This is a genomic window from Mesonia aestuariivivens (assembly GCF_019311235.1).
GTDB classification, from domain to species: domain Bacteria; phylum Bacteroidota; class Bacteroidia; order Flavobacteriales; family Flavobacteriaceae; genus Mesonia; species Mesonia aestuariivivens.
Genome location: NZ_JAHWDF010000018.1, coordinates 1 through 18,596, shown reverse-complemented (window position 1 = coordinate 18,596; position 18,596 = coordinate 1). Strand labels below are relative to the sequence as shown.

The window sequence follows — 18,596 nt, the reverse complement described above, 5'->3', positions numbered from 1 at the left end:
CCTTAATTCAATGAAAATTTGCTTAGTTTCGATGAACGGATATTTTCTATAGATGAAATATCTCCATAGTATATGTAAATTGCTCTTGTCTAATTGAAACACTTAAATTATGAATTTAAAAAGAATATCTTATATAAGTATACTTTTATTATTAATGAGTTTTAACTTGTTAGGGCAAAAAATGAATAAAGGTTTTGAGTATTTAGAGAATGGTGATTTTAATAAGGCAGAAGTTTTTTTTAAAAAAATACTTGAAGACTATCCTGAAAACAAAACGGCAAGAGTCTGTTATGGTAGAGCTGTAGGGCTTAATAGTGATGCAAATGAAGCGGTTAAAATTTTTACAGATTTACTTAAAATTTATCCTGAAGATTTAGAAGTTCAATTAAATTATGCAGAATCTCTTTTATGGACTAAAAATTATAAAGAAGCCAAGGCATATTATGGAAATTTGGTAAATGAAAATCCTGAAAATTTTGCAGCGCTCTTAGGTTATGCTAATACGTTATCTAACCTAAAAGAATATGAATATGCTTTAGACTATGTAAATAAAGCTTTAGAGGTTTCACCTAATAATCCTAATGCAATGACTTCTAAGAAGTTTATGCGATTGGGCTTTGCTTATTCTAAGACACAATTACAAGATTATGAAAATGCTATTCAATTACTAAATGAAAACTTAAACGATTTTCCTTTAGATCGAGAAACCCTTCTTAATAAGGCAAATTTGTATTTAATCATGCAAAATAGTGAAGAAGCAACAGATGTATATTTAAAATTAGCAACCACATCTAAAGACAGTATTGTAGCGCTTAATGGCATGGCATTAGCTGCGCATATAGGTAAAAACGATAAAAAAGCGCTAGTCTTAAGTAAACAAGCATTACTTAAAATGAAAGCTCATCGGGATGATGATGATTTAGTAGAAAAAACAGAACAACGCTATGTACAATCTTTAATATGGAATAGGGCTTATGAAGATGCCCAAGAAAAGATCGATGCTCTTATAATTGAATATAGTGATAAAAATTGGATTCTTTCTTTACGAGCTACACTAGGTATGTACACCAGTAATTTTAAACAGAGCATAACTGATTATAAAAATATTTTAGCAAAAGACTCCCTTTCTTTTGATGGTAATTTAGGAAGTGCCAATGCCTATTTTGCAGATGGCGAAACAAAAAAAGCTTATAAAGCTATAGATCAAACACTTATTGTTTTTGAAAATCAAAAAGATGCTTTAACATTTAAAACTAAAATTGATCAAAAATTTACTCCATTTGTAGAAGAAAAAGTTAATTATACGTTTGATAATGGTGATAATAAAGCTTACTCTACGCAAACTTCAATAGAGGTTCCTATTAATTTAAAACTTACTTTAATGGGAGATTATAGTTATAGAAACACTAAAAATTCTGTTACTAAAAATGAAGCTACTTCAAATAGTGCTAATGTAGGGATAAGTTATCAATTTCATCCCAAAGTGAAATTTAGTGTAATAGGAGGTGTCACTTCTGCTAAATCTTTTTCAAATGACTATACAGCAGTTCTGGGTAAAGCTTTTTTCAATATAAAACCTTACAGGTTGCAAGATTTAGAAATTGGTTTTATGCGTGATGTACAAAACTTTAATGCCGATTTATTAAATCGTAACATTACCGCAAACAATTTATATTTAAATTATAATTTAAGCACTAACAAAAGAATAGGTTGGTTTACTCAATATTTTTATACCTTCCAATCTGATGAAAATAAACGTAACTTATTATTTACTTCTTTGTATTATAATTTTTTATCTCAACCAGTTTTAAAAGGAGGGATAAATTACCAATACATTAGTTTTAAAAATCAAGTTCCAAGTATTTACTTTAGTCCATCGCATTTTAATGCTGTAGAAATTTTCGCAGATTTTTTAAAAGATGAAAATAGTGCTCAAATAAAATCTTTTTATTATGGAGCAACTGCGGCTACAGGGTTTCAGTTTATTGAAAATGATAAAAAGCAATCTACCTATCGTTTACAAGGTAAAATAGGTTATAAGTTTTCTAATAGGGTGTTATTAAATGCATATGGCATACATAGTAATATTGCTTCAGCTACAGCTGCGGGTTTTACGTTTACAGAACTTGGTTTACGATTAAAGTGGTGGTTTACGAAACAACCTGTATTCAAAAGAAACTAATATTCATATAAAAATTCTTCATCTAAAGAATCAAATTTTAAAAATATAGAATTTGATTCTGCAATTTGTAGTTCTGTTAAATCAAAAACTTTTTGTTTAGTTATAACCGCAAGACAAGCTTCATTATTATTGAGTATGATTCGCAATTTTCGCTGCGGTGGATTAGATTCTAAAATTGCTTCAGAATCAATTAACTGTGTGATCCAAGTATTACCATCACAACCGCTAGAAGAGAAGCTTACAATAAGGCAATCATTATCTATGGTAATATCGGTAATCGTAACAGCATCAGATTCTGCATTATTATAATTCTCTGCATCTATAATAATACTTTCTCCACAAGTATTTGTTTTGATAATAACGTTGTTATCATCATCTTCTTGACATGCATATAATAACCCAATTAAACTAAAGAATATATATATTTTCATAATTATAAGGTGTTGATTATCAATTATTAGATGTATGAATTAATAAAAGGTTGCTTTTAAAAAATAAAAAAATGCCAGAATTTTTCTGGCATTTTATCACGACAATAACAACGCTTAACATTACATCTTCATCATCCTTAGCTTTAACTCATCTTTTGTATTGGTTACGGCTATACATTCGTAAACTCCAGACGGTAAACTAGCTAAATTCAAATTAATTTTTCTATCGATGACAGCGTGTTCTTTTTCATAGATAATTCTTCCCAGTATGTCATAGATTCTAATTTGAGCTGAAGTTGTTTCTTCTGCAAATTGCAATGTTGTTGTAGTTTGAAATGGATTGGGGTAATTTATAGGTTTTAGATTGTTTTTTGATTCATCATTGTCAACACTTAAAGTTTCTTCTGTAAAGGCAACTTGATTTACAGCTAAATTAAAAGTTTCAAGGTTTTGATAATTTCCTTGTGTAGAAAACACAATTGTTTTTAAATTTTCAGTAGTTAAACTTTCATTTAATGAATTTGTAAAATCTGTAAAAGAAATATTATAGGTTGTAAACTCGTTGTTAGCAGGAATTTGATAAGTAAACCTTTGACTCCAATCAGATAAATCATTAGTAACTAAAATTAATTCTACAGGTAAATTGTTTTTAATATTAAATTCTATAGCACCAAAGCTACTTGCATTAAAACTAAGTTCTCCTGGCATTATCGTTCTAAATAAATTTACCGTTCCTAAAACATCTCCACTCACACTAGGGTTTCTTTCTACTGCATAACCATTTCCTGTGTAATTACTATTGTTCTCTATTTCAAAATTTGTAATTAAAGATTCATTTTCACTGTAATCTAATCCCCAAGGGCCATCTGCTAGATATAAAGCATCAGCTTGTGGAGAATTATTTCCTACTAGAGTTAAATTAATATCAAAAAGGCTTCCTGTAGTAAATGTAATTTGTTCTTCATATTCTCCAGATAAAGAAACACTATTTGCCATTTCTGTTTCTCCAGCTAATTCATTTATTCTAGCGTTTGCTGTAATTTGTAATTGGTTGTCTAATGTTTTATTTACGATATCTAAAGTTATTTGTCCGTGATGATAAGTTCCTTTTTTTATAAAAACAGAAGGAATTCTATCTAACATTTCGTTACTAGTTAAATTACTTGCGTCTTGGTATTCATTTAAAATATGATTAGTAATATGGCTTACCTGACCCATGGTTGATCCCCAAATTTGAAAATTAGTATAGTCTTCCATAGGGTATTGAAAAATATTCCAATAGCTGTGCAAGTTATATTGCTGATTATTTTCTGTGACTGAAAATAAAATGGCATATTCAATTTCTTCATTAGCTCTTCTTACTTTAATCATCACCAAGTCATGTTCTTGTAGGGTGATTTGTCTTATATCTTCTAAGGTTGAACCATTTAAACGGTCACAAATCATCTTAGAATGGTTATAAACACTTCCTATTGTTTTAGTAGCTAAAGCAGCAGCAACACGATTTTCATTTTCATAATAATCTACAGAAAAGACATCTGTAGCGTTTGTAATTTGTAAAAGATCTATAGGTGTAGATTGTAAAGCTTCTTCTGTACCAAACATACCAGAGCTAGGGAACAAGTTTGATAAATTAGAAGTAGTATTCGCATTTCTACTTGTAATTAGAGGTTTAACAAAAGTTTGTTGTAAGCTTTTTTTATGAGCAAAAGTATTTTTTTTCAAGCGTGTAAAATTTCTTTTGGCAATTAATTCAGCCAAATTTCCATTACTTTCTAATCCACCAGAATTACCAGAACTTACATCATTAGCACTTTCTGTATCTGCATAATTTGATGTTCTTAATGCTGAATATGGATTTGCGCTAACATAGAATAATGCATCATTAAAATCATTATCACAAGAATTATAATCTCTTCTAATATCTTCAAAACCTAAAATAATTCTTTCATTTTCAGGGTCTGAAATAAGTACATTATGATACCTAAGTTTTTCATTAGCTTCTGGATTAAAATCTGGATTAGAAAATAACTGCCAGTTTCCTGCAGTAACACTGGATGTAGCATCATCCCAACCATCTGCTAAAAGTACCCAACCAATTCCTGTATTTGCAGGAAAAGAGCCTATTTTTACTTTATTACCAGCTACCAGTTCGCCGCCAGAACCGCTAGCAGAAACATTAGGAAAAATTATAGTAATTTCTGATGGAGTAGGAGTAGTGGTTTGTGGGTTGTTTATATCATAAGAATAGAAACCAAGCACATTTTTATAGCCAGCACCTTCTTGTACAAAAGTAACCCAAACATCTGCTGGTTCATCTAAAATAATATCGGTATCATAACCTGAAGAAATATAATGAGGATTATATTCTGGCACAGGATAACTTTCAGGAACGATGTCTTGAATCATTTGCATAGTTTGTGGAGAGATTGTATCATCAACTGGTTCTAAATACAATGGTGTACCGTTATAATTATATGAACCTAAAAAACTATAATTTTGGCTCAAGCAAAATTGAACCATAAATAAAAGCGAAAGTTGTATTAGTTTTTTCATAATTATAGTATTTGTTACAAATTTATGTTTGAAGTTTCTTAGGTACATAAATTTTCGATAAGAGTTTGATATAGAGCGTTGAATGGTTTATTTTATAAGATAAAAATTAAATTGAAATCTTATATAATAAAAAAGCCGGAAGACTCCTCTCCCGGCCAAAAACCAATAAAAACTTATGAAATAAAAATTACTAAATCTCATTTCAAAGATCGTTAAGTTATGTGTTGCTTAGAGATCATTTTCGATGGAAATGCACTTGGTTTAGTTCAGCTGTTAGATCAACCCGATTAATCTATAAATTTTATATATGAATGTTATAAGATAGATTTTTTGAGAACATAAAAAAAGCCGGAAGACTCCTCTCCCGGCCAAAAACCAATAAAAACTTATGAAATAAAAATTACTAAATCTCATTTCAAAGATCGTTAAGTTATGTATTGCTTAGAGATCATTTTCGATGGATATGCACTTGGTTTAGTTCAGCTGTCAGATCAACCCGATTAACCTATAAATTTTATATATGAATGTTATAAGATAGATTTGTTGAGAACACAAAAAAGCCGGAAGACTCCTCTCCCGGCTAAAAACCAATAAAAACTTATGAAATAAAAATTACTTAACCTTAGTTCAAATTTAAGTAAGTTTTACATGCTATTTATTTATATTTCGTTGATTAAATGTAAACTATCGACCATTGGTTAATTTAAAACGTTGAATTATAGTAGATTCAATCTTTTCATTAACTCTGGACGATTTGATCTGCTTACTGGGATAACATCTTTTTCTATTAAAACACTATTATCTTCAATATCAATAATTTTTTTAACATTGATAATAAAAGATCTATGGATTTTCAAAAAAGTATCTTTGGGTAGTTTATCTTCGATCTTTTTTAGAGTAGAATGCACCGTGTAATTTTTACCAAAGGTTTTAATGAGTATATAATCACCTTTAGCTTCAATTAAATAAATACTAGGAATATCTATTTTAATAAGTCTACGATCAATATTAACATACAAATCATTTTCAGACTCTTGTTTACCTTCTTGTTTATGATCAGAGTTATTTGTTACAGAGGGTGTAGCTGTTGCAGCATTTAATGCTTTATTTACAGCTTTGTCAAACCTATCTTTAGTGACTGGTTTAACGAGATAATCTTTTATACAATCATACTCAAATGCCTCTATAGCAAAATTTCTATCTGAAGTTGTTAAAATTATATTTGGCGGGTTTTTTAAAGTTTGAATTAAATCAAAACCACTAAAGGTTGGCATATGTATATCTAAAAAAATAAGATCTACATGGTTTTGATTTAAGTATTTGATGGCTTGAATTGCATCTGAAAATTGAGCATCTAAAGAGAGATTTTCGTTCTGCAAAGTAAATTGCTCAATTATGGCTCTTGCCATTTCTTCATCATCAATAATAATACAGTTCATAAAATCTAGTTTATCTCTTTTATAAAACTAGTTATAGCATTTAAGACTTCATCAAATTCATTTTTCTTAGATAAATCTTCATTTCTAAGATCGTTTTCATAGTCTATAGCAAGCTGATAACTTAATTCTAATCCTAAAATACTAATTTTATGTTTAATTTTATGCACACTATCTGCTGCTATTTCATATTTTTTTTCATAAAGGTATTGTTGATACTCTTTAACTTCTTCAGGAAATTCTCTTTTAACAATAGCTATAAGTTTGGATTCGAAGGCTTTATCGCCACCAGATAATTGATTTATATATGAAAAATTAGGTTGTTCTTTCATGATTTTTATTTTGGAAGTGTGAAAAAAAATGTAGTTCCTTGATCTAATTTACTTTCTAACCATATTTTCCCTCCGTAAAAATCTATAATTTTCTTTACAATTGAAAGTCCAATACCAGTAGAATTATTATTGTCATCAATCTTCTCAAAAATTTTGAATATTTTTTCAAATTGATGTTTAGGAATTCCTCTTCCATTATCTTGAATAGAAAATTCCCAAAAACTTAATTTATCTAAAAAATCTATTTTTATGATGCCTTCGCCTTTATCAATACTTTTAATGGCATTTTGTATGATGTTTTGAAATAGCTGCTGAATTCTTATTTTATCTCCTGTAATCACAGGAAAATTATCGTAAATTTTAATTTTTACGTTTGGTGGCTTATATATAGATTGTTTAATAGCTTTAAGCAGTTTGTTTAAATCTATTTTTTCTGCATTAAGTTGGTTCTCTTCTAATGTTGAATAGTTTAAAATTCCGCTAATTAAAGCATCCATTTTTTCAAGATTTTTAAGAATAAGATCAAGGTATTCTTTAGAATTTTCTGCAAGTTTTGGATTGTCTTCTAAAATGAAATTTATTAAGGTATTAATGCTTCTTAATGGAGATTTTAGATCGTGAGAAACCATATGAGCATAGTCTGAAAGAATTTCATTTTTTTGCTCTAAATTTTTTAATAAAAGTTCTTGATCTTTGCTTATTCTATTAAGCTCTTCACTTTGATCTTTTAAGTAATTAGCTAAATCTATAACCTCTAAATTTTTATTTTTTTCTGGTTTTTTAAGTTGAAGTGATTGAATTACTAAATTTAAACTATTTAATATTTCTTGCTGTGCTTTACTTTCTTCTTGTAGTTTTTGATTGGCTTCAAATAATTCTTCAGAGCTTATTTGCATAGCTCTTTGCAACATATTAAATTGCTCTTCTTGAATAAGATAGGATTTTTTTACAGCCTCTAAAAAATTCTGAATTCTTTCGTCTTCAGCAAATTCTTGGGGTAAAAATTTTCTTATTTGTCTATTCAGTAAAGAACTCATTATTCACTTATTAAAGTTAACGTCATTGTTTGGTTATGTAACTCGCAATTTTCTTCATTTAAATGTGGAGCTATTTCACCATAAGAGTAAAATCCAGTACAAGGGGTTTGATTGCCTATAGTGGTTAAAACTTCTTCAATTTCTTCTTCAGTTTGCTGATCCATGACTAATTTTCTACCAATGCAACTAATAAGTAGCGCAACCTCTGGAGCTTTTTTTCTGTCTTCTAAAGCTTTTTTTGCTGCTGTTCCTGCGCCTTCAACAATAGCATCAATAGATGCCATCATTAGTTGTACTTGAGATTGAACTGGCACATCTCCAGCAAAAATCATAGATTTATCTTCTTCGTTTATATTTAAAATGGTTCTTACGACAGGGTATGATTTCCCTTTTGCTTTAACGTTTAATGGGAAGAGTAGGGCAGAGTGAGGCAAATCTAGAGCTTTATCTCCTAAATATTTCTTGTAAATATCTAACGCAGGAACGCCGTCTATTTCATAAAGAATATTTCCTTCAGATTTTGTGATAATTCGCTCTGGTCCAAAAGGTATCCATCCTCCAGAGCTAGCGCATGTTATTTCTAATTCTTCGCCATATAACCCAATAATTACTGCTTCCCCTTCTTTTGGATTCTCTTGAAACGAAACTAATGTTTTATCAAAACGTTCATTATCACCACATAAACCACCAGAAATTTTCACCAGTTTAGAATTATGTTTTTCAATCCCTTCGATGAGTGCACTTCCATTAACATAACTACCTTCAGATATTATGAAAATGTGTTTTAAGTTTTTTGCGGGGAGTTGCTTTATAAGGTTTTCTCCTAAAGTTTTAGAATCTTTATTAAAGTCTAAAATATTAGCAGTTTTAATAAGATAATCACTTTTTTGAAATTCTAACGCAGTAACTGTTACAGAATTTTCTAAAACTCTCGCTCCTAAAATTTCTCCAGCGGTGGACCCGAAAATTATATTTTTATATGGAAACTCATCATTTATAGCATCTATTACTTTTTGATCTTGTAGTGTTTTTCTTTCTCCAAACACTAATACTAAAGGGTTGTTAATTTCTTTTTTTTCGATTGAATAATTCCAATTATTTTTATGCAAATAGGCTTGTACAATTTTCATAACTTTATTTTTTAATGCTGAAGTAAAATGTAGTTCCTTTAGTTAATTCGCTTTCTAACCAGACTTTACCTTTATATAATTGAACTACTTTTTTAACAATGCTTAAACCAATACCTGTAGATTTTTCGTAAGAGCCTAAAGAGTTAAAGATCTTAAAGATTTTTTCATGATGTTCTTCAGCAATTCCAATACCGTTATCTTTTATAGAAAAAATATAATGAGTTTTGTTTTCAGAGTAATCTATTTCTATAAGGCCTTTTTCTTTATCTATATAGTTAACCGCATTGCCAATTAAATTTTGAAAAACTTGTTGTATTCTGGTCTTGTCTGCTTTAATATGAGGTAGTTCGTTTTTTACACTTATAGAAATATAATCAGGTATATAGATTAAATCTTTAATAGCGTTTATTAATTCGTTTAAATCTATAGTTTCTTCTATTAATATATCATTGTCAATGCTAGAGTATTTTAAGATATTACCTATTAATAAGTCCATCTTTTCTACTTTATTTTGCATCAAGTCGAGATTAGCAAGACTATCTTTACCTAATTTATCTTGAAAATCTTCTTTTGTCCAGCTTAATAAAGCAGAAATATTTCTAAGTGGTGATTTAAGATCATGAGATACAATATGTGCATATTCGTTTAGCTGTTCATTTTGTTTTTCTAAACTAACGAGTAATTGTTCTTTTTGTTTTTCTAATACTTTATTTTCAGATATATCAAGATGAATTCCTATAGACCCAATTTTTTTCCCTTTAACATCATAATTAGGTGCAGTACTTATTAACCAATGTTTTATTTTTCCTGCTTTGTTTTTAACTGATAACTCATAAGAATCGCCTTTATCTTTTTTTCTGTTTTCTATTCTATCGTAATAAAACTTTTCAGATTTTGAAGTTAAAAATAGATCGGTTGCTTTTTTTCCTATTAGTTCTTCTTTTTTATAACCACTCATTTCACAAAAACTTTGGTTACAAAAAACAATAATATCATCTAAGTCATTTTCTAATAGACCAAGGTTCATATTAGCAATGATGCTACTGTATTTTTCTTTTTGGGCTTTTAAACTTTCTTTATATTTCTTTTGAATGGTTACATCTGTATAACTCCAGAGGTGCCCTTTATATTCATTTTCAAGATATATAGGTATATAATTTCTTTCAAATATGCGTCCATCCTCTAAATAAAGCTGATCATTTAAAGCAGTGTTTTTTTCTTCTAAAAGTTTTTCTATGCGTTTAACAAATCCATCTGGATTTTTAAAGAATTTTTTACTTTCTTCTGCAGAATTGCTACAATTTTGCCCAATCATACTTTTAGGGAGTGCATTTATCCCAAACATTTTGCAAAATCGCTCATTGGTAAGAAGTATATTTCTATTTTCATCTTCAAGTAAAATTCCGGTTTGTAGATTTACAATGAGTGCTGCTAATCTATTTTGAGATTCTTTTAATTTCTCCAGCGCTTCTTTTTCTTTAGAAATATCTTCTATAGTGGCTACTTGATAATAATATTTTTTATTTTTTTCTCTAACTGCTCTAGCTGAAGTTTTTACCCAAATAATAGCACCGTCTTTTTTTATGTATCTTTTTTCTACGGAGTAGTGGTCTAATTTTCCATTTCTTAACGCTTCTAAATATTTTAATGACCATTCACGATCATCGGGATGAGTAATTAAGTTTGGATCTAAATTATTTAATTCATCTCGGGAATAACCTAAGAGTTTTACCAGTGTTTTATTGGCAATCGTCAAACCTTCAGCATTGGATTTTGAAAGACTTATACCAATTGGAGAGTTATCCATAATGATTTCTAATTGTCTTTTTTGCTCTTGTAGTTCTTGTTTTAGAAGTGTTTCATTAGTAATATCTCGAGCAATACCTTGCGCCGCAATTGGTTTTCCGTCTTCATTATAAATTAGACTCGCATTTATTTGTACTACTTTCTCATCACCGCTTTTAGTAATAAGTTCTGCTTTGTAGTTAGAAAATGTTCCATTTTTATATAATTGTTTAAAGGCCTCTTTTGTATATTCTCTGTATTCTTTCTTGAGTAGGTTAAAAACATTAATATTCTCTTCTTTATTATCAAACCCGAGCAATTTTATAGCGGCTTTATTCATATTCATAATATAGCCTTCAATGCCTATGACAATATAAGCATCAATAATATTTGTAAATACCCCTTCTAATTGATTGGTGGTTTGCTTTAGGTGCTTAGAGAGCTTTTGGTTAGAGTTTTTAAGTGCTTCTGACAACTTATAAAGCTCCGAAGATTTATCTTCAAGTATAGATTCGGCTTTCTTTCTAGCATTTTTTTCGCGCTTTAGAGCGCGTTCAAGAAGTTCTACTTTTTTAATTAGGTCCATACGATTTGATTAAGAACTTGACTTGGGTTCCTTGTTCATTCATTAATTCGTATTTAATTTCGACATTTTCTTTGTAATATTCAAATGTTTTTTCCATTAATGCTTTCGCAAACATGAACATGGCTCTTTCAGAGCTATATAAAAGTGATAATTCATGGTCATTTTCTTTTTTTACAGTAAAGCTAGGCAGTTCTGCATCTGGATATATTTTTCTAACCTGTACGTGAATATGGTTTTCTATTGATGCAACTAAATCTAAAGGAGATGTATAATAATTAAATATATCTGAGTGGTGGGTAGTTAGGGTTTTAAAGAAAAACAAACCATAAGTATAGATAAGATCATTTACTGGTATTTTAGAAACTTCACTTAAATGTGTTAAGAGTTGTTGCATTTCAAAAAAATCGTAAGTTCCCACAGCGGTATAACTTCCTTCAGATTCTAGTTCTGAATTTGTGATGATATAATCTAGCGTTTCTAATCCAAACTTATCTTCGACCATTTCTAAAAACTCTGTAAAAACAATTCCTTTCATCTTATTAACCTTTAATTAATTCATTTAAACACCAGTAATCTAAAAGTGATTTAAGTTTTACCACATAGTCTTCATATTTAAGAGGCTTAATAATGTAACCTGCAATTCCTGCTTCATAACACGCTAAAATATCTCGTTGGTTGGCAGACGTTGTTAAAATTATAGTGGGTAAATATCTTAAAATTTCATCTTTCTTTAATATATTTAAAAACTCTATGCCATTCATTTTAGGCATGTTAAGGTCTAAAAGAATAATGTCTGGTAGGGACTGATTACTTTTTAAAAACTCTAAAGCTTCTTCTCCATTTTTAACCTCAATAACATCGTGTGGAAGTTGAGATGAAGATATGGTACGATTGAGTTTCATTACTTCAATCATATCATCTTCTATAAGTAATATTCTAAGTTTATTTGTCATTTTAGTGAGATTAATTTCTATAACAAATATGAATAATTATTAGTATAAAATTTCTATTAATCGTTTAAGCCAGCTTTATATTCGATCAATCGATTTTAATTGTCGTTGAATGGTTTTTAACATAAAAACCAAAAAAAATGTTACCTAACATAATATTAGGAATACTTGGATTTATGTTGACTAATTTTACAAAAAAAAGTTATGTCAGATCAAATTAAAACGATTAATCCTGCTACAGAAGAAATAATTAATTCTTATGAATTAATGTCTACAGAGAAGGCTATTAAATCTGTTGAAGAATGCCATAATGCATTTAAATCTTGGAGACACGTTTCTTTAGAAGATAGAGCAAAAGTAATACAATCTATTGGTAAATCTTTAAAAAAACATAAAGATGAACTTGTTAAATTAATGACTCAAGAAATGGGTAAATTAATAAAACAAAGTGAACAAGAAATAGATTTATGTATTGCTATTTGTGAACATACCGCTAAAATTGGTCCAGAAGAATTAAAAGATGAAGAACGAGTATTACCTAATGGAGGAAAAGGGTTAATAGCCTATTCACCTTTAGGAGTTATTTACGGTATACAACCTTGGAATTTTCCTACCTATCAAGTTATACGTTACGCAATTGCTAATTTAATGACAGGTAATGGTGTGTTATTGAAACATGCAGAAAATGTTACAGGGAGTGGCTTGCTTATAGAGAAAATATTAAAAGAATCAGATTTACCAGAAAACTTATTTAAAGTTTTACTTATAGACCACAATCAATCAGATGCTATTATAGATCATGATTTGGTAAGAGGTGTAACCTTAACAGGAAGCCCTAAAGCGGGGAGAATTATTGCAGAAAAAGCGGCAAAAAAATTAAAGAAAACAGTATTAGAATTAGGATCTAATGATGCTTACATTGTTTTAAAAGATGCAGATTTAAATGAGGCTGTTAAATATTGTGTACAGGGAAGAACTTATAATAACGGTGAAACCTGTGTGGCTGCAAAACGATTTATTGTTGAAAGTGAAATCTACGACGATTTTAAAGAAGCATATGTAAAAGAAATGAAAAAAATCACTTTTGGAGATCCTACAGGGAGTGAAGCTAAAATCGGACCAATGGCTCGTGAAGATTTAAGAAATGAGCTTCATAACCAAGTAACTAAAAGTGTAGAAAAAGGAGCTAAAGTTTTATGCGGTGGAGAAATACCTAAACAAAAAGGATTTTATTATCCAGCAACTGTTTTAGATAATTTAAAACCTGGAATGCCTGCTTATGATGATGAATTATTTGGTCCTGTAGCTTCTTTAATCAAAGCTAAAGACCAAGAAGATGCTTTTAAAATTGCCAATAACAGTAAGTTTGGATTAGGTGGAGGAATTTTCACTAAAGATGAAAAGAAAGCTTTTAATTTAGCTAAAAATCATTTTGATACAGGAATGGTATTTATCAATTCATTCGGAGTAGCACAACCAAATATGCCATTTGGAGGAATCAAAGACTCAGGTTATGGTAGAGAACACGGAGGCTTCGGAATGAAAGAATTTGTGAATGCTAAAGCAATTATGGCTTTGAATAGCTAATTTAATATCACATTTGAAGATAAAAGCATCTCTTAATTACAAAGAGATGCTTTTTTATGAAAAATTTAAAATAGCCAGTTTATGTAGTGCTGAGCATTTTTTATCCAAAACATTTTATCCATTCCAATTTATCGATCCGAGTAAGTTTAAATCTGCCGAGTTCTAATTTTTTTATTTAATTTTTAATTTCTCTGCGCAAAGATTTTCAGTCAATTTAATCTGTTTCTGTTTTGCGTTTTGAGTAAGTTTTTCCGTCAAAATTTTAAAGAAGCCTTAATTTGCAGATTTGAAATAAATTATGAGTAAAAACAAAAGTTGCAATTTAACTCGCTGATTTTTGTTTCGTATTTTAGTTAAAGTGTTTGTATGTGGCTCTTATCGTGTAAATTAGCGATTATTTTCGGATTAAGCACAAGCCAGATTTTTAAATTTTACTATTTATCTTTTTTTTGGAAATAGTAAAATTTAAAAATTTGGCGACTTTCCAAATATACCTTAACTTTTTTTAAGCAACCCATTGGCTATGAGATACATAAGTTGTGTGTGCCCAGCATGGGCATCTTTATCATATCTAAGATATGATATTAATCTATAGGGTGCAAGTCCCTTATGGGCAGGGGTAACCCTTCGACTAGGCTCAGGACAGGCTCTTTGAACCATTAGTAAGCCGCAAGCTTGTCTGTCGTGAGGCGGGAAGTGAAGGAATCGGGACTACAAACCCTGGTACTGACGAACAGGAACCGGATAAGAGGCTATAAGGTTGGATGAGCAAGCACATCATTGTGATGTCCTAAACGTTTCTTTGGAAATGAATACCGAAGTAGTAGATCCGGCAGGAATCAGGGGAAAGAAGATGTCCTTACCTTGGGAGGTCTCCACAGCCACGAGATGGCTAGGTTGAGAAGTCAGCAGAGGTCATAGTACCCATAGGGAACGAGGTGCAGCAAACTGCATAGGTCTCACAAATGGGAAAGGACTGAACATAATCCTTTCGGAAATTAGAATAGGAACATTGTTTTTCATTCATTGGGTGAGCGAATCCCAAGAAAATCTGTAGCCTATTCATAAAGTACGAAATAGTTTCAATTGGTGTAAAGAGCGAGTGAAAAGATGGATTATGAACCGCCGTATACGAGACCCGTATGTACGGTGGTGTGAGAGGCGCACTCCGTCAGTTACTGGCGGAGCCGTCTACTCGATTACCTTGCGTTTTTATTCGTCCGAAAATTTTAAAATTCCGACTGTCATTCCGTTTTCATTAATTCGGTCGGTATAATTTATAAAAATTTCTTTTCCAACGTTTGCACTTATTATTTTATCTATTTCTTGTTTTCGAATACGAAAAGGTGAATGACTTCTATTCTCGTCCGTAAAAGTTGCGAAGATTTTGTCTTTATAAACCAAGTCGATTTTCCGTTTCATTATTTCGTTATTGAAGTCGTAAAACATATTTAAAATCAGATATTCGTAATTTTCAGAAGTTTTGATTTCCGCTGTAAATCGGTTTGAGTCGAACATATTGCTTTTAAACAACAGCTCTGAATCTTTATAAAATTGCCAATTCGTGATTGTATCAGCAACTGTAATTCGGTTTTCAGAATTTACTTTTTTTTCGCCTGTTCTTAGTTCAATTTTGGGTTCTGAATCAGATTCGTTTTCTATTTTTTCAGTTTGACTATTTTTAGTTATTTCTTCTTTTGAGGAGTCAGTTTTTGAAATTGTAAAAACATTATAAATAAAAATACTGACTACTATTGTGCCTGTTGCACAACCTCTTTCTTAATCAAATTTAAAATTAATAGTAGACTTCAATAACACCATACCCTTATAAATCAAAAATTTAACTATTCATAAAAATCAGAATAACCCTCTTTTCTTAGAAATTTAGACTTGTGCAACGGTTACTATTGTAGTAGTCAGTATTGCTAACAAAGTATCCATCCCACGAACCCCATATTGTTAAATACATATACTGCATTTAGCTTTGCTCAAAAATAGTTATCATGAGTAAAGAAGAAGAAATGTTTGCTATGATCGATGAATTTGACAACAGTTCCTTAACCGCAAGGGACTTTTGCAAAGCCAAAGGCGTGGTGCCCTCAACTTTTTATTACTGGAAGAAGAAAAGATATGGTCAGAACGGTAGTGCAGGGTTTGTAACAATAACTCCAAGACCTTCTGTTTCAAAGGAAGTGGAACTTATTTTTCCTAACGGCGTACAACTTAGAATGAACGGATTAGATCCTGATTTTATAGCTAAACTGGTGCAGTTACGGCATGTTTAGCCTTAGCTCTTCTAACACCTATCATTTCTATCGAAAGGCTTGTGATATGCGAAAATCATTTAATGGCCTGAGCGGACTGGTAAGAAATGAACTGGGCAGGGAGCCCACCAGCGGTGATGTGTTCGTTTTTCTTAACCGGAACCGCACCCATCTCAAGCTGCTGCACTGGGAGCGGGGCGGCTTTGTTTTGTACTACAAACGCCTGGAGCGGGGAAGCTTCACTCCGCCTGCAATTAAAGAAAGTCAGACCAGTTTTACCTGGCCGCAATTGGTGCTGATGATCGAGGGTATTACCGTTGAAAAAAGTGTTCAGAAACTGCGCTATTCTCGCTAGAAAATAATTACATTTTATCAGTAAAGACAAGAGTTGGCAGTAGGTTTAATAGGGTTGTTTTTGTATCTTTAACCCATGCAAGAACCCTTAGAAAACCTTACGAAAGATCAGCTTTTGACCCTGTTGAAGAAGGAGACAAAAAAGAGAGAAAAAGCTGAAAAAAGTGTTTCTAAAAGGGAACAAGAAGTTGAAAAAGCAGAGCATAAGATTGCTGACCTGAAATTCCAGGTGGAGTATTACAAACGCCTGGCCTTTGGCCAAAAAAGAGAACGCTTCGAAGGGGATAAAAACCAGATGAGCCTTCCCTTTGCGATGGAACCCCAAAAGGCAGCAGCACAAAAAGCCGGGTTCAAAGAAAAGCGCAGTGAACAGCGTAAAAGAACTTCCAACCACAAAGGAAGAATAGCCCTTCCGAAGCATCTTGAGGTCAAAGAGATCGAGATCTTTCCTGAAGAGGATATTACCGATATGGTTTGTATCGGTAAAGAAGTGACCGATGAACTGGAATACGAGCCTGCTAAATACTATATCAAGCGTTATATCCGCTATAAGTATGCTCCTAAAAGTAAAGAAGGAGTGATCATCGGGGAACTTTCCTAGCGGGTGATTGAAAAAGGAATCCCGGGAGCCGGACTTCTGGCTTCGATTTTAGTCGATAAGTACCAGGACCACCTTCCGCTCTACCGGCAGCTTCAACGCTTTAAACGGGCAGCGATCCCTATAGCATCTTCCACCCTGGAAGGCTGGACCAGGCAAAGTCTTAAAATCATCGATATCCTTTATCAGCACCTGCTGGAGGATATTCGCTCCAAAGGCTATTTGCAAAGTGATGAAACATCCATAAAGGTGATGGATCCCTCTAAAAAAGGAAAAACACACCAAGGCTATTATTGGGTCCATCATTGTCCCATAGATGACAGCATACTCTTTGATTATCAGCCCGGGCGTAGCCGTGAGGCTGCCGATCATATATTGTCTGGGTTTAAAGGCTACCTTCAAAGTGATGGCTATGCCGCTTATGATACAATCGCAAGCGTGAAGGGGTTACCCACCTGAACTGCTGGGCCCACGCCAGAAGGGAATTTGATAAAGCAAAGGATAATGACAGGGAGCGCGCTGAAAAAGCCCTAAGCTTTATCCAGAAACTTTATGCGGTAGAAGCCCAGGCACGAGAGCAAGACTTAAGCCCGCAGCAGCGCAAATCGCTGCGCCTGGAAAAAGCACTGCCTGTTATCAATGAATTTGGAAAATGGATGTTCGATCAGATGAAACATCAGTTGATCCTTCCCAAGAGTCCTATCGGAAAAGCCTTTAAGTATTCTATGGATCGTTGGGACCGGCTCAGCGCCTATCCTTTTTGATGGTATTCTGGAGATCGATAATAATTTAGTGGAGAATGCCATCAGGCCATTGGCCCTGGGTAGAAAGAATTACCTCTTTGCAGGTTCTCATTCAGCAGCAGAAAGAGCCGCAGGAATCTATTCCTTCTTTGCCATCTGCAAAAAACACGAGGTAAACCCATATCAGTGGCTCAAATATACCCTGGAGCATATCATCTCCATCAACCACAAAGACATCCGGAATCTCTACCCACAGCAATACAAGAAATTACAGCAAGTTTAGAATTAGATCAAGCTTACCAGAAAGTAAACCCGTAAATAAAATTATGCAAACTTAAAAGATGGGGTTGGTGGGCCGGATACACATCAAACAGATGCAGACATACTTCACTTGCATTTTGAAGAGCAACCAGAGGTTCCCAAAGAATTTTCCTCAAACTTGGTCATAGCCCACGGATTCCACCAAGAAATAACAATTCAGGATTTTCCTGTTCGTGATAAAAAGGTGTTTTTGCATATAAAGCGACGACGCTGGCTCAACAAACAAAGTAAGCAAATTATTCAGCGTGATTGGAATGTAGTAGCACAGGGAACCCGTATGACCACAGAGTTCGCTGCTTTTTTA

General features: G+C 31.9%; 14 protein-coding genes and 2 pseudogenes. 6 read left to right on the top strand and 10 right to left on the bottom strand.

Annotated elements, in window-relative coordinates; genetic code table 11:
* The first annotated feature begins 109 nt into the window (after positions 1–109).
* Positions 110–2,182: a tetratricopeptide repeat protein gene (locus KW502_RS13610; RefSeq protein ID WP_255554257.1), complete on the top strand. Its 2,073-nt coding sequence runs from the start codon at positions 110–112 to the stop codon at positions 2,180–2,182.
* Here the strand turns inward: KW502_RS13610 and KW502_RS13605 are convergent.
* From KW502_RS13605 to KW502_RS13565, 9 genes are all read right to left on the bottom strand, one after another.
* Entirely contained in the window at positions 2,179–2,613 is a 435-nt protein-coding gene (locus KW502_RS13605) for a hypothetical protein (protein ID WP_219041107.1), read from the bottom strand. The genes KW502_RS13610 and KW502_RS13605 overlap by 4 nt on opposite strands.
* A gap of 120 nt (positions 2,614–2,733) precedes the next feature.
* Positions 2,734–5,169 carry a DUF4114 domain-containing protein gene (locus KW502_RS13600; protein WP_219041106.1) on the bottom strand — a complete coding sequence of 812 codons (2,436 nt, stop codon included), beginning with the start codon at positions 5,167–5,169 and terminating at the stop codon, positions 2,734–2,736.
* A 716-nt stretch (positions 5,170–5,885) separates the two neighbouring features.
* A complete protein-coding gene (locus KW502_RS13595) occupies positions 5,886–6,608 on the bottom strand; it encodes a LytR/AlgR family response regulator transcription factor (RefSeq protein WP_219041105.1) in 723 nt (240 codons plus the stop codon).
* 5 nt (positions 6,609–6,613) lie between these two features.
* Positions 6,614–6,937: an Hpt domain-containing protein gene (locus KW502_RS13590; protein WP_219041104.1), complete on the bottom strand. Its 324-nt coding sequence runs from the start codon at positions 6,935–6,937 to the stop codon at positions 6,614–6,616.
* Between the two features lie 5 nt (positions 6,938–6,942).
* The gene (locus KW502_RS13585; RefSeq protein WP_219041103.1) at positions 6,943–7,974 is read right to left on the bottom strand and encodes a sensor histidine kinase; all 1,032 of its coding nucleotides are present in this window, start codon (positions 7,972–7,974) and stop codon (positions 6,943–6,945) included.
* A complete protein-coding gene (locus tag KW502_RS13580; RefSeq protein ID WP_219041102.1) occupies positions 7,974–9,104 on the bottom strand; it encodes an FIST signal transduction protein in 1,131 nt (376 codons plus the stop codon). The genes KW502_RS13585 and KW502_RS13580 overlap by 1 nt, the downstream gene beginning before the upstream one ends.
* Before the next feature lie 4 nt (positions 9,105–9,108).
* Positions 9,109–11,475 (bottom strand): PAS domain S-box protein, encoded by a 2,367-nt coding sequence (locus tag KW502_RS13575; RefSeq protein WP_219041101.1) that lies wholly within the window; start codon positions 11,473–11,475, stop codon positions 9,109–9,111.
* The gene (locus KW502_RS13570) at positions 11,462–12,010 is read right to left on the bottom strand and encodes a heme NO-binding domain-containing protein (RefSeq protein ID WP_219041100.1); all 549 of its coding nucleotides are present in this window, start codon (positions 12,008–12,010) and stop codon (positions 11,462–11,464) included. Before KW502_RS13570 ends, KW502_RS13575 begins: the two co-directional genes overlap by 14 nt.
* A 4-nt stretch (positions 12,011–12,014) precedes the next feature.
* Positions 12,015–12,428 carry a response regulator gene (locus KW502_RS13565; RefSeq protein WP_219041099.1) on the bottom strand — a complete coding sequence of 138 codons (414 nt, stop codon included), beginning with the start codon at positions 12,426–12,428 and terminating at the stop codon, positions 12,015–12,017.
* A 201-nt stretch (positions 12,429–12,629) separates the two neighbouring features.
* On the opposite strand from KW502_RS13565, the gene KW502_RS13560 reads away from it, so the two are divergent.
* A complete protein-coding gene (locus KW502_RS13560) occupies positions 12,630–14,012 on the top strand; it encodes an NAD-dependent succinate-semialdehyde dehydrogenase (protein WP_219041098.1) in 1,383 nt (460 codons plus the stop codon).
* A 1,212-nt stretch (positions 14,013–15,224) separates the two neighbouring features.
* On the opposite strand, the gene KW502_RS13555 is transcribed toward KW502_RS13560, so the two are convergent.
* On the bottom strand, positions 15,225–15,434 hold the full coding sequence (locus KW502_RS13555; protein WP_219041097.1) for a hypothetical protein: 210 nt from the start codon (positions 15,432–15,434) through the stop codon (positions 15,225–15,227).
* Between the two features lie 581 nt (positions 15,435–16,015).
* On the opposite strand from KW502_RS13555, the gene tnpA reads away from it, so the two are divergent.
* From tnpA to KW502_RS15710, 4 genes and pseudogenes are all read left to right on the top strand, one after another.
* Complete coding sequence (tnpA, locus tag KW502_RS13550; RefSeq protein WP_219041096.1) at positions 16,016–16,297, top strand: IS66 family insertion sequence element accessory protein TnpA; 282 nt, start codon at positions 16,016–16,018, stop codon at positions 16,295–16,297.
* On the top strand, positions 16,290–16,631 hold the full coding sequence (gene tnpB, locus KW502_RS13545; RefSeq protein WP_255554256.1) for an IS66 family insertion sequence element accessory protein TnpB: 342 nt from the start codon (positions 16,290–16,292) through the stop codon (positions 16,629–16,631). The genes tnpA and tnpB overlap by 8 nt, the downstream gene beginning before the upstream one ends.
* Before the next feature lie 75 nt (positions 16,632–16,706).
* Positions 16,707–18,254 (top strand): annotated as a pseudogene (gene tnpC, locus KW502_RS13540) (IS66 family transposase).
* A gap of 93 nt (positions 18,255–18,347) precedes the next feature.
* Positions 18,348–18,596: pseudogene (locus KW502_RS15710) on the top strand (ISAon1 family transposase N-terminal region protein); the annotation flags it as partial.

What these genes read in the sequence shown, in the direction of transcription:
- KW502_RS13610 (WP_255554257.1), top strand. Translation starts at nt 110, where the DNA reads ATGAATTTAAAAAGAATATCTTATATAAGTATACTTTTATTATTAATG.
- KW502_RS13605 (WP_219041107.1), bottom strand. Translation starts at nt 2,613, where the DNA reads ATGAAAATATATATATTCTTTAGTTTAATTGGGTTATTATATGCATGT.
- KW502_RS13600 (WP_219041106.1), bottom strand. Translation starts at nt 5,169, where the DNA reads ATGAAAAAACTAATACAACTTTCGCTTTTATTTATGGTTCAATTTTGC.
- KW502_RS13595 (WP_219041105.1), bottom strand. Translation starts at nt 6,608, where the DNA reads ATGAACTGTATTATTATTGATGATGAAGAAATGGCAAGAGCCATAATT.
- KW502_RS13590 (WP_219041104.1), bottom strand. Translation starts at nt 6,937, where the DNA reads ATGAAAGAACAACCTAATTTTTCATATATAAATCAATTATCTGGTGGC.
- KW502_RS13585 (WP_219041103.1), bottom strand. Translation starts at nt 7,974, where the DNA reads ATGAGTTCTTTACTGAATAGACAAATAAGAAAATTTTTACCCCAAGAA.
- KW502_RS13580 (WP_219041102.1), bottom strand. Translation starts at nt 9,104, where the DNA reads ATGAAAATTGTACAAGCCTATTTGCATAAAAATAATTGGAATTATTCA.
- KW502_RS13575 (WP_219041101.1), bottom strand. Translation starts at nt 11,475, where the DNA reads ATGGACCTAATTAAAAAAGTAGAACTTCTTGAACGCGCTCTAAAGCGC.
- KW502_RS13570 (WP_219041100.1), bottom strand. Translation starts at nt 12,010, where the DNA reads ATGAAAGGAATTGTTTTTACAGAGTTTTTAGAAATGGTCGAAGATAAG.
- KW502_RS13565 (WP_219041099.1), bottom strand. Translation starts at nt 12,428, where the DNA reads ATGACAAATAAACTTAGAATATTACTTATAGAAGATGATATGATTGAA.
- KW502_RS13560 (WP_219041098.1), top strand. Translation starts at nt 12,630, where the DNA reads ATGTCAGATCAAATTAAAACGATTAATCCTGCTACAGAAGAAATAATT.
- KW502_RS13555 (WP_219041097.1), bottom strand. Translation starts at nt 15,434, where the DNA reads ATGAAACGGAAAATCGACTTGGTTTATAAAGACAAAATCTTCGCAACT.
- tnpA (WP_219041096.1), top strand. Translation starts at nt 16,016, where the DNA reads ATGAGTAAAGAAGAAGAAATGTTTGCTATGATCGATGAATTTGACAAC.
- tnpB (WP_255554256.1), top strand. Translation starts at nt 16,290, where the DNA reads ATGTTTAGCCTTAGCTCTTCTAACACCTATCATTTCTATCGAAAGGCT.